This is a genomic window from Nevskia soli (assembly GCF_903970205.1).
Classification (GTDB): Bacteria; Acidobacteriota; Terriglobia; order Bryobacterales; family Bryobacteraceae; genus Bog-113.
In genome coordinates, this window is sequence record NZ_CAJCHS010000073.1 from 1 (window position 1) to 10909 (window position 10909).

The 10909-nt window shown below is 59.7% G+C and carries 13 protein-coding genes and 1 pseudogene; 7 read left to right on the plus strand and 7 right to left on the minus strand.

Annotated elements, in window-relative coordinates; all coding sequences use genetic code 11:
* Positions 1–218, minus strand: a pseudogene (locus tag H1Y01_RS03610) (D-alanyl-D-alanine carboxypeptidase/D-alanyl-D-alanine endopeptidase); the annotation flags it as partial.
* Complete coding sequence (locus tag H1Y01_RS03615; protein ID WP_180538868.1) at positions 215–1363, minus strand: MFS transporter; 1149 nt, start codon at positions 1361–1363, stop codon at positions 215–217. The gene H1Y01_RS03615 and the pseudogene H1Y01_RS03610, both read right to left, overlap by 4 nt.
* 469 nt (positions 1364–1832) lie before the next feature.
* On the opposite strand from H1Y01_RS03615, the gene rpmE reads away from it, so the two are divergent.
* From rpmE to H1Y01_RS03630, 3 genes are all read left to right on the plus strand, one after another.
* Positions 1833–2063 (plus strand): 50S ribosomal protein L31, encoded by a 231-nt coding sequence (gene rpmE / locus H1Y01_RS03620; RefSeq protein WP_180538870.1) that lies wholly within the window; start codon positions 1833–1835, stop codon positions 2061–2063.
* 195 nt (positions 2064–2258) lie between these two features.
* On the plus strand, positions 2259–3629 hold the full coding sequence (locus tag H1Y01_RS03625; RefSeq protein ID WP_180538872.1) for a choice-of-anchor tandem repeat GloVer-containing protein: 1371 nt from the start codon (positions 2259–2261) through the stop codon (positions 3627–3629).
* A 138-nt stretch (positions 3630–3767) separates the two neighbouring features.
* Positions 3768–4361, plus strand: a complete 594-nt coding sequence (locus H1Y01_RS03630; RefSeq protein WP_180538874.1) for an alpha-ketoglutarate-dependent dioxygenase AlkB — start codon at positions 3768–3770, stop codon at positions 4359–4361.
* On the opposite strand, the gene H1Y01_RS03635 is transcribed toward H1Y01_RS03630, so the two are convergent.
* The 3 genes from H1Y01_RS03635 to ligA are packed head-to-tail and all read right to left on the minus strand — an operon-like array spanning position 4328 to position 7108.
* Positions 4328–4651, minus strand: a complete 324-nt coding sequence (locus H1Y01_RS03635; protein ID WP_180538876.1) for an acylphosphatase — start codon at positions 4649–4651, stop codon at positions 4328–4330. The two genes, H1Y01_RS03630 and H1Y01_RS03635, sit on opposite strands and share 34 nt — an antisense overlap.
* Positions 4620–5051 carry a response regulator gene (locus H1Y01_RS03640; protein WP_180538877.1) on the minus strand — a complete coding sequence of 144 codons (432 nt, stop codon included), beginning with the start codon at positions 5049–5051 and terminating at the stop codon, positions 4620–4622. Before H1Y01_RS03640 ends, H1Y01_RS03635 begins: the two co-directional genes overlap by 32 nt.
* A 41-nt stretch (positions 5052–5092) precedes the next feature.
* On the minus strand, positions 5093–7108 hold the full coding sequence (gene ligA / locus H1Y01_RS03645) for an NAD-dependent DNA ligase LigA (RefSeq protein WP_180538879.1): 2016 nt from the start codon (positions 7106–7108) through the stop codon (positions 5093–5095).
* A gap of 12 nt (positions 7109–7120) precedes the next feature.
* On the opposite strand from ligA, the gene H1Y01_RS03650 reads away from it, so the two are divergent.
* Positions 7121–8074 (plus strand): diacylglycerol/lipid kinase family protein, encoded by a 954-nt coding sequence (locus H1Y01_RS03650; protein WP_219341235.1) that lies wholly within the window; start codon positions 7121–7123, stop codon positions 8072–8074.
* Here H1Y01_RS03650 and rsmA read toward each other — a convergent pair.
* Both rsmA and H1Y01_RS03660 read right to left on the minus strand, forming a co-directional pair.
* The gene (gene rsmA / locus H1Y01_RS03655) at positions 8033–8785 is read right to left on the minus strand and encodes a 16S rRNA (adenine(1518)-N(6)/adenine(1519)-N(6))-dimethyltransferase RsmA (protein WP_257644407.1); all 753 of its coding nucleotides are present in this window, start codon (positions 8783–8785) and stop codon (positions 8033–8035) included. The two genes, H1Y01_RS03650 and rsmA, sit on opposite strands and share 42 nt — an antisense overlap.
* 150 nt (positions 8786–8935) lie before the next feature.
* Complete coding sequence (locus H1Y01_RS03660; protein ID WP_180538883.1) at positions 8936–9268, minus strand: hypothetical protein; 333 nt, start codon at positions 9266–9268, stop codon at positions 8936–8938.
* A 207-nt stretch (positions 9269–9475) separates the two neighbouring features.
* Between H1Y01_RS03660 and H1Y01_RS03665 the strand changes: the two genes are divergently transcribed.
* The 3 genes from H1Y01_RS03665 (at position 9476) to H1Y01_RS03675 (ending at position 10785) form a co-directional block, all read left to right on the plus strand.
* Entirely contained in the window at positions 9476–9721 is a 246-nt protein-coding gene (locus tag H1Y01_RS03665) for a hypothetical protein (RefSeq protein ID WP_180538884.1), read from the plus strand.
* A complete protein-coding gene (locus tag H1Y01_RS03670; RefSeq protein WP_180538886.1) occupies positions 9721–10131 on the plus strand; it encodes a type II toxin-antitoxin system VapC family toxin in 411 nt (136 codons plus the stop codon). The genes H1Y01_RS03665 and H1Y01_RS03670 overlap by 1 nt, the downstream gene beginning before the upstream one ends.
* Before the next feature lie 498 nt (positions 10132–10629).
* Complete coding sequence (locus tag H1Y01_RS03675) at positions 10630–10785, plus strand: hypothetical protein (RefSeq protein WP_180538888.1); 156 nt, start codon at positions 10630–10632, stop codon at positions 10783–10785.
* The last annotated feature ends 124 nt before the right edge of the window (positions 10786–10909 follow it).

Genomic DNA, 10909 nt, shown 5'->3' on the forward strand with positions numbered 1-10909 from the left:
GTCGAGAACAGCTTGGTGTTCGACGCCGGAACGAACGCGCGATCGGCATTAACAGCGAACAGGCGATGGCCCGTGCCGTCTTCCACCAGCATGCCGACGAACCCAGTCTTCGCAATCGGCGACTGCGCGAGAATACGCGCACAACGCTGCGAAATGGGCGCCGCCGCATTCGCCGGATGCAATGCGGCAGCCACAAACAGCGCGGTCGCGAGCTTCATTCACCGGTCATCTTCGCATGCAGCCAGATAAGGCCGAGGAGCAGCATCACCATGCAGGTCCCGAACGCTGGCAGCGTGGTCACGGCCCATACTCCGGTGCGCGCGGCCAACTCACCCAGCAGCCAGGGCGCGAGCAAGCCGCCCGCTAGTCCGGCCGAGAAGATGCCGTTGAAGAAACCGGGGTGGTAATCCGGGAACCGGCGTCCGATCCAGGCGGCCAGGATCGGGTAGACGGGCGCAAATCCGATGCCGAGCAGCAGGATGCAAATGACGGCTCCGAAGCGGTTGTCCGTGATCGAAAGCACCGCGCACGCGAACACCGAAAGCGATCCGCTCACAGCCAGCACACGCCAGTGATTGGCGCGCGGGATCAGGAAGTAAGCGGCGATCCGTCCGAGCACGATCGCTGCGAAATAGACCGCGAGCAGCCACAGCGCCGTAGCCGGGTTCATCGAAAACCGGTGAATCAGGAATAGCGGCAGCCAGCCCGCGATCGACCATTCGTTCGCAAACTGGAAGAACAGGAGCATGGCGAAGAGTAGCGCGAGTACGCTGCGGAACTGCCTGCGGATCGGCGCTCCGTGGCCGATCTCAAAATTTGGAAACGTTTGGCGGGCGGCCAAAATGGTGAAGACCACGGGAATGGCGGCCATCACGAAGAGCAGCCGTTCGACCGGCCACGCGAAGAAGGTGAACGCCGCGAGCAGCGCCGTGGTGATGGAACCGGCTCCGAAGAAGATTCCGGCCGAGTTGATCGTCAGCGCGGGGTTTCGCTCCCAACTGGCGAGAAGCGCTCGAAACAGGCCGGCATGCAAAAAGCCGGCTGCGACCCCCAGACCGGCGAGCGCCCCTTTTCCCGCGACCGAGCCCAAGCCCGACTCCGCGAGCGCGCATAACGCAGCAGCGCCGGCGATCCCGGCCAGCAGCAGCAGCGTTCGCGTGCTTAGCCGTGCCGCGATCCGTTGCATAAGAACGCCGCTCGCAATCAGTCCAAACACGAGAGGAAGAAAGTAGCGGCCGGCGGACGCGTAGTCGCTGGAAACGTCGAATCCCCAGGCGGGTAACAGCGCGCCGGGCAGGGAACAGAACAGCCCGGAAATCAGAAATCCGGCCCGCGCAATCCAGTCTGCCGCGTTGCGATTCAACCGGAAATCCCCTGTGCATCATACCTTGTGGGACGCTTGCGTCGGTAATACCATGTGTAGCGGTCTGCGTTTATGCCGTTCAACAAAATGCGGTTCGTACGGGAATCCCGGTTCTGGATATTGACAAATTTCGTGGAGTGGCGTTATCGTGAAGGCATCACTGAAGAAGGAGGTGGTCCAAACAACATATGATAGATAGTTGTAAGCCGCGCGAGGTGGCCGACTGCTAATCCGCTGTTCTGGCGAACGTGCTTCCGGAGTCAGTGATTTGTTGTTGGATCCCGGTCCCGTTCGATAAGATCAGCCGCTTCGCACGGTTGCAAGAAGCACTTCCTGCCTCCAGAGTTTTTGTAGGCTACCGATCCCCGGCAGCTCGTGAGAGTGCGCCGGGGATTTGTGTGTGCGCAATGGCGTTTCTGCATTATGCTACCCTTGAATCTTCCCCCTCTGAAAGGTCATCTGTAATCGCATGAAGGTTGGTATCCACCCCGCTTACAACGAAGTGAACGTGACTTGCGCGTGCGGGCACAAGTTTGTAACGCGTTCCACTCATAAGGGCGACATCCGCGTGGAAATCTGCTCGTCCTGCCACCCGTTCTTCACGGGCAAGCAGAAGCTGATCGATACCGCGGGCCGTGTCGACAAGTTCGAGCGCAAATACGCGAAGCAGCGCGCCGAGAAGAAAGCCAGTCTCGCGTAAAATCTTCGCCAGTTCGGCGTTCTCGACGGCCCTCGACCTCTGGTCCGGGGCCGTTTCGTATTCCCAGGAGCTTTTATGCGACGGATTGACATCCCATTTCTCCTTTGGTTTTTTTCTATAACAGGGGCGAGTACTTCGTCCGCGCAAACTCTCACTACCCTCTTCAGCTTCAACGGCACGGACGGCGAAGGCCCCATGACCGCCCTACTTCAAAGTGGTAGCGGTTATTTTTGGGGAACAACGACCGGCGGGATGGATGGCGGCCCGTTCGGAGGCGGCACGGTTTACGTATTGGGACCAGACAGCACCGTGAAGACCATATACGAGTTCTGCAAGGACGGCGGTAATTGCACGGACGGCGCTTATCCAACAGCGGCACTGGTCGAGTCCTACGAAGGCGACATATACGGCACAACCGTATACGGTGGCTCCTCCGGCTGTGACTGCGGAACGGTCTTTAAGATCAGCCCGAGCGGCGCCTTCACGACGCTCCACAGTTTCGGCTCGCAGGCGGGCGACGGCGAATATCCTCTAGCGTCGCTGGTCTTGCTGCCCAGCGGCGAACTCTATGGGACAACGAGCGGTAGCGGTGTTAACGGCAGCTTCGGCACGGTATTCAGGATTACTCCGAACGGCGCCCTAACTACGATTCATGCGTTCACCGGCGCGGACGGCTCAGGTCCGACTTACGGATCGCTGGTTCGCGGCGCGGATGGAAACCTTTACGGATTGACCACATTTGGCGGAGCCAATAATCACGGGACGGCATTCAAGATCACCGCGCTCGGAACGATCGTCACGCTCTACAGCTTTTGCTCGTTGAGCGGTTGTGCGGACGGGGCCACTCCCGTGGAAGGTTTGGTCGAGGGCCCGGACGGGAACTTTTACGGTACAACCCAAGGGCCATCGAGCACGCGCGGTGACGGCGCGATTTTCAAGATGACACCGGACGGCACATTGACGGTCCTTTATAACTTCTGCCTTCAGGGAGACGGGTGTACCGACGGTCAGGACCCAACGGGACTACTCTTCCCAGCCAGTGACGGAAACTTATATGGCGAGACGGGCGCCGGCGGCGCTTACGGCCTTGGCTGTAACGGTGAGTTTGGCAACACGGGGTGCGGGACACTCTTTAAGATCACACCCAGCGGCATGCTGACGACACTTTATACCTTTTGTTCCCCAGAAGGGCCTTGTCCGGACGGCTATTCCCCCCAAGGCGGTCTCACCCAGGCAACCAATGGATTTTTCTTAGGGACAACCTATGGTGGCGATACTGGCACGAACGCCTCATTGGGCACGATCTTCAGCCTCGCGGACGGACTACGTCCATTCGTCGAAACGCATCCCGGTGCTGGCGAGGTTGGCGCGAGAGTCAAGATTCTCGGCTCCCAATTGACAGGGGCGACGAGCGTTACATTCAATGGAACACCCGCTGCATTCACGGTCAATCGTTCAGGCACTTCGATCTCGACAGTTGTGCCCTCCGGTGCAACCACGGGAAACATACAAGTGGTCACGCCGAAGGGCACTCTTTCGACCAACGTTCCGTTTTCGGTTCTATAGTGTTTCGGCGCCGGATCTGTGCAGATCGCGCGGAGGCTACAGCGCGACGGGCTCCGTGTGGCCGACGTCGAACCTCACTCTGAGCCCGACCGAAAGGGAGGGTCTGCCGTCACTGTTCAGAAAAAATAGCAACGTTCCATGCAGCCCGCGCTCTTTGACTACACCCCCGAGATGCCGGCAGGCTTCCGTTACCAGCCAGATTTTCTAACGCCCGAGCAGGAAGCGTCCGTCCTCGATTCCATCAGCAGCCTCAACTTCAAGAACTTCCGCTGGCATGAATATACCGGGAAACGCCAAACCGTGACGTTCGGCTGGGCCTACCGGTTCGACGACGGCGAAATCGCGCCGGCCGAGCCGATTCCTCAATTCCTCGAAGACCTTCGGAACAAGGCCGCGAGGTGGGCCGATCTGGACAATTCGTCCATCGAACAAGCGCTGGTTACCCGATACGACCCCGGCGCTGGAATCGGATGGCATCGCGATGCGCCGCCGTTCGGGATGATCGTCGGCATCTCGCTTTTGTCCGATTGCCGCTTCCGCATGCGCCTCGAACGCGAAAGGGTGACGCGCGAGCTCGCGGTTGCGCGGCGATCGATCTACCTGCTTGATGGGCCGGCGCGCACCACGTGGCAGCACGGAATTCCTCCGGCCAGGCAAACGCGCTATTCCATCACTTTCCGAACGATGCGGCGTCAGAATTACGGGACGATGCGGAAGATTTCGAATTCCTGAGCGGGCATTTCTTCCACCTCGACCAGGTGAACGTCCGCACCGCGCGGACCCTGGTTCAGAATTGCTTCGAGTTCGGCGATCGCAGTAACGCTACCCACCGCGCACACCAGCAGCGAACCGTCCACCAGGTTGCGTGTATAGCCGGTGATCGCGCGGCGATGCGCCTCGCGTTGCACGAAGTCCCGGAAACCGACTCCCTGCACTCGCCCTCGCACCGAAAAACGGCGGCCGACGAGCGACTTCGACGATTCCAAGTTCTTAGCCGTGCTGCCCTTTGCTCGAAAGTCCATCGCGCGGAACGCCATCCCCCGCGTCTGCAGACGCCGCCCCGCCCAGCAGCTGCCGGACCTTCGTTGATAATTCGTCGATCTGGAACGGCTTGGAAATCAACTCGTATCCGGCGTCTCTTACATACCGCCGCACCACCTGGCGGTCCTCAAACGCGGAAATGAACAGAACTTTCAAGCCGGGGATTTCCTGCGCCAACTGCTCGGCGACCATGGGACCGCTCAGCCCAGGCATTACCACATCGGTCACCAACAGGTCGGGAACCACGCCGTCCTCGCGAGCCTTTTCCAATGCCCGTTCGCCATTGTTCGCGGTCACGATCTGATGCCCATCTCGTGCGAGAACAGTCTCCACCAGACGCAGCACATCCGGTTCGTCGTCGACAATCAAAACGGTGCTCACGTGGCAGTTAGATTACTCGTCCCAGCACTTAGTGGCAACAATTATTTGTGATTATACTCCCCTTTTAGAAGGCTGATTAACTGCTCTTCGTCGATTACCGGAACGTTGAGCCCCCGCGCTTTTTCAAGCTTCGACCCGGGATCGCCGCCGGCGACCAGGTAGTCCGTCTTTCGGCTCACGGCCGAGGAAACTTTGCCGCCCAGCGCTTCGATCTGCGCCGCGGCGTCTTCTCGCTTCAGGTTGGGAAGTGTTCCGGTGATTACAAAGACTTTGCCGGCTAAAGGAACCGCCGATGTCGATTTGGACACGCGCGGGTACTCAAACTTCAACCCCGCCGCGCGAAGCCGCTCGATCAGTTTCTTGTTTTCGCTCTCGCTGAAAAACAGCGCGATGCTCTGAGCCACCTTGGGCCCGACTTCGCCCGCCTTTTGAAGATCGGTCTCCGACGAAGAAGCGATTCTGTCCATCGATCCGAACTCCTCGGCCAGCAGCTTGGATGTCCGGTCACCCACAAATCGAATCCCCAGAGCGGTGATCACGCGCGGGAGCTGATTTTGCTTGGAACTCTCGATATTGTTGAGCAGGTTCGTGGCGGACTTCTTCCCCATCCGGTCGAGCGACTCCAACTGCTCGAGTGTAAGGCTGTAAAGATCGGCAACACTCTTCACGAGCCCCCGGTCAACCAGCTGGTCGACCACCGCTTCACCCATCCCATCGATATTCATGACACCGCGCGACGCGAAGTGCAGAATGGATTCCTTGAGCCGCGCCGGACAGTTGATATTGATGCAGCGCCACGCCGATTCCCCGGGCTCGCGAACGACTTTGCCATTGCACACCGGACAGGCTGCCGGCATGTGGAAGTCGCGCCGGTAGGATCCCTGGGTCTGAACGCGAACCACCTTCGGGATGACATCGCCGCTGCGCTCGACCACCACGAAGTCGCCGATCTTCAAACCCAAGCGCTCGATCTCGTCTTCATTGTGGAGAGTGGCGCGAGAAACCGTAACGCCGCTGATACTGACGGGCTTGAGGTGGGCGACCGGGGTCAGGGCTCCGGTGCGGCCCACCTGCACGGTGATGTTTTCAACCTCGCTGACCGCCTGCCGGGCGGCGTATTTGACGGCAATTGCCCACCGCGGAGCTTTGGCCGTCGCACCCAGCTTCTCCTGTTGCGCGATGGAATCGACTTTGACGACGACGCCGTCGATCTCATACGGCAGATCCCCGCGTTTGGCTTCCCACTTCGAGCAGAAGTCGAGAACCTCATCGGCTGAATCACACAGCCTGCGGTTCGGGTTGACTTTGAAGCCGTGGTGCTTCAACCACTCGAGCGCCTCCCATTGCGTGTCGAACGCCGGCTTGCCCTCGCGCAGCACATAGTAGGGAAGGAAGTCGAGGCGGCGCGAAGCCGTCACCGATGGCTCCAGAAGGCGCAGCGAACCGGCCGCGGCGTTCCGCGGATTCGCAAAGCGGCTGAGACCCTGTTGTTCGCGCGAAGCATTCAAAGCTTCGAAAGCCGCCCGGTTCATCACGGTCTCGCCCCGCACTTCAAAGTCGGCGAACTTGGAAGCAACGCTCAGGGGCAGCGAGCGAATCGTGCGCGCATTCTCCGTCACATCCTCGCCGATCACGCCGTCGCCGCGAGTGATCGCCTGAACCAGATGACCGGCGCGATATTGGGCGGCCATCGAGAGCCCGTCCAGCTTGAGTTCGGCCACGTACCGCGGCTGCTCTTCCCCCAGCAGCCCGCGCACGCGGCGGTCGAATTCCAGAAATTCTTCGGTGGTCAGCGCGTTGTCGAGGCTCATCATCGGCGCGGCATGCGCCACCTTGACGAAACCCTCGCGCGCCTTGCCGCCGACTCGTTGCGTGGGCGAATCCGGAGCGATTAACGAAGGATGGGCGCGCTCGATCCTATCGAGCTCGCGCATCATGCGGTCGTAGTCGGCGTCCGAGATTTCGGGCTGGTCGAGTACGTAGTAGAGATACTCGTGCTTGCGCAGTTCATCCCGCAGATGTTCGACTTCGCGGCGTACTTCCGAGTCCTCCGGCATAAAACCAATATAATGATGCGGGGACAGGATAACGCTATTCGGCAGTACCAGCGCGCTGTGATCATTTACAACCCGCACGCAGGGCAGCTCAGAAGGGGCGGCCTGCATGGGCTTCAGCGGGCAGCGGAGATTTTAGGCGGGTGCGCGGCGCAAGTCCAACTGGTTGCGACCGAAGCGCCGCGCACCGCGGGTCGCGCCGCTGCTGAAGCGATTCGCGATGGCGCCGATCTCATCGTGGCCGCGGGAGGCGACGGCACCATCAGCGAAGTCGCCGCGGGGCTGGCCCACTCCCCAGTGCCGCTGGCGATCCTGCCGGCGGGGACGGCCAACGTGCTCGCGCATGAGGCGCACATTCCGCGAAGCATCACCCGTGCCGCGCGCGGCATCGGAGATCTGGTTCCGCATCGGGTGCCGCTCGGATGTATCGAGACTTGCCTTGAGAAAGCCCGCTACTTCGTACTGATGGCGGGCGCCGGATTCGACGCGCAGATCATTTACGAGCTGCACGATCCGCTCAAAATGCGGCTGGGCAAGCTAGCGTATTTTCTGGGCGGAATGCAGTTCCTGGGCCGTCGCCTCGAGGAAGTCGATGTGATCTTCAACGGCGCCCGTAAGCGGTGTTCCTTCGCGCTGATCAGCAAAGTGCGTAATTACGGCGGCGACTTTGAAATCGCGACTCAGGTGAGATTGGAGGATCCGGAGTTCGAAGTCGTGCTTTTTGAAGGCAGCGACTCGTGGCGCTATTTGCATTATCTGGTGGCAGTCACCACCCGGCGGCTGGCGCACCTCAAGGGTGTTTCCTTCGCGCGAACGGGGTCCGTCGATCTGGAGTCGGCCAACGGACACGCGGTGTATCTGCAGGCGGATGGGGAACTGATCGGCGCGCTGCCCGCTCGCATCCGGATGGTGCCCGACGCGCTGACCCTACTCCTTCCCGATCGTCAGCGCGCGAAAGAGAGCCGCTAGGTCTTCCAGCGAGCATTGCTCGGCGCGCTTGGATGCGAGCGGTAGATCGGCGAGGTCTTCACGCGGGTAAGCGCCTGACAGATTGTTCCTCAGTGTCTTGCGCTTGTGCTGGAAGCATTCGGAAAGGAATTTCTGGAACGGTTCGACCGGGATGCCGAGCGTTGCGGCGCGCGTGTTCGGTTCCAGCGCGATGACTGCGGAATCGACTTGCGGCGGCGGCCGGAACGCTCCGGGCTTCACGTTGAACAGCAGCCGGGCATCGGCGAATAGCGCGATGTCGCAAGTGAGAAAGCCGTACTCGCGCGATCCGGGCTTGGCGGTGATGCGGTCGGCGACTTCTTTCTGGATCAGACCGATAGTTCGTACTCCGGTGCGCACGGCACGGACGAGAATCGCTGTAGCCGCGTAGTAGGGCAGATTGCCGCAAATCACATTCGGCTGCCAGGGTTGAAAGTCCTGATCGAGCGCGTCACCTTGTAAGATCGTGAGTTTCGGTTCGGCGGGAAAGCGGGCGGCCAGCACGCCGATCATTTCCGGATCGATCTCGATGGCGAGGACACGGTCGGCGCGTTTGAGCAGATATTCGGTTAGTGCGCCCTTGCCGGGTCCGATCTCGACAACGGTGCCGGTGTGTTCACCGCAAGCTGCGGCGGCGATGCGATCGAGGATGTGGGGACTAGTGAGAAAGTGCTGACCGAGGCGCTGCCGCAAGGCTCTATACTAGCGGCCGGTCAAAGAGGAGGCTCGTACGGACTCAACCCGACGAGCGGCGCTATCGGCCGGACCGGCGTTTGGAGCTTCTTTTCTCTACCGCCCTTGGTGCCGCGAAAACGGTCGTTTTTGCGAGTGTCCCGCTCAACCCTAGCCGGTTAATCGTGCCAGTTCAGATCGTGAAGCCGGGAAACCAGCCACCACGCAGAAGGCGTATTCCTCTTCGTCATTGCTGCGCGTCAATTTAATTCGCTTTCCCATCCGGACAGGCAGCGGTTGGAGCGCACCCGGAGAGGCCTTATCCATTTTCTCGTGCAATTCTTGAGCATCGATATTCACTTCGTTGAGAAACGCGGCTTCATCAGGGCCAGTAGAAACATAGTCGGCCCAGAACCGCAGATCGATTTGACTTCGCAACACGACAGCTAACAGATCCGCTTCCTCATCGATCCAACGCGCCGCCCGCGACAACTGAAGATCCAAGTACCTGAGGATCTTGTCCGTGCTATCTGCTGATTCGAGCTATTATCTTCAGAGATCAATCGAGAGATGACCTTGATTGACTGAATATGATAGGGTCGCTCGGGTTCGGGTTGCATAAGTTAAAGTTAGCGTTTTTGCGACAGCAGACACGGACCTGTGGACAGCGCGCCGCCATTTCCTTAAACTGGAAGAGAAGAAGAGCCGACCATGACCAGCATTACGATCGAGCTCCCCGACGACCAGGCTTTCGCTCTTAAGATGCGCGCCGCCGAGGAAGGGCTGAGCCTGGAAGGCTGGGCTTCCCGTCAGCTCGCCGATAGCGTTCAGTCGTCGGCACAGTCGCGTCGTTCGCCCCAGGAGGCGGCCGCGCGAATTCTTGAATTGCAGAAGGATGTGAAGCCTGACCCTGATGGCTGGACGGTCAAAGATTACATCAACTTCGGTCGCCCCTGATGGCTGTTGCGGTCTTCGATGCGTCCATAGCCGCGGCTTGGTGCTTTCCCGATGAGCAAACGGCTTATGCGAAAGCGACGCTTGACGTGTTGGCGAACGGAGCGGCTGTGCTCGTCCCGGGCTTATGGGCCTATGAAATCCGCAACAGTGTTCTGATCGGCGTGCGCCGCCGCCGGATTAGCGAGGTGCATGGCGATGACTTTCTAGCCATGTTGGCAGGCTTCTTAATCGGATTGCGTAGGCCCGTTTCCCATGACGCGGTGTTCGCGGTCGCCAAACAGTATCAGCTCACGGTCTACGATGCCGCTTATCTCGACCTGGCGATCCGCGAAGCCCTGCCGCTCGCCAGCCTCGACGCGTTACTGACACGCGCGGCGACGACGGCCGGCGTCGCGCTGTTTCAGGCCTGATGCTCAATTCGCGTTTCAACGGTAGCTCGCCCGCCCATGTGGCTCCTGGTCCTTTCGTGCGAAACAGGAGACACTAACATCCACGAGGCCAAGTCGAAAAATATGGGTAATGGTCGTGCTCTCGATCATTTGGGCGCTGAGCGCAGGCGTTTATACGCACAATGCGGATGTTAACAGCGCCAAGAGCTTCGCCAAATTCGCTTATAAGACCTGTGCACTGACACCAAGGAACTGAACCACGATTCGGACCTGTCGAGTTGTGAGGCCGAGCGTACGAAAACATAAAAACATGGATGGATGGGAGCGGTCATACCAGCTTTTCAATGGTTTCAAAGTCTATTGGGGGTTAAGACGAAAGGAGCGGCCGTTGGTACTCCGTGCCGTTCAGTGGATTTTAGGCAATTGAAGACCTTACGGATGTCCGGCTTCGCCGGACTAGGCGTTCTCGCCTTGCGGCACTGAACTGCTACTTACGATCCTTAAAATGACTGGCGTTAGTTGCCTGAGCAGCTCCGTGAGGGTGTCAACGAACCGGTAATCCGGGAAGTCCGCGTCGACGTTAATCTGAGTTTTACCCGCGCGGGCGGCGGCTGCTGCTTCTCGGTCGATCCGCCCTACTACCTGGCACCCAGCCGCAAAGTTGCCGCCGCATAGCCTACGACTTACCCTCGCACGTTGATATGATGCACAGCCACCAGAATCTTACCTGGGACGGGCTGTCCGTCCTCAGTCGCCGGGGTGAAAGTGCTGTAGAGAACCAGGTTCCCGATCTCCAAAA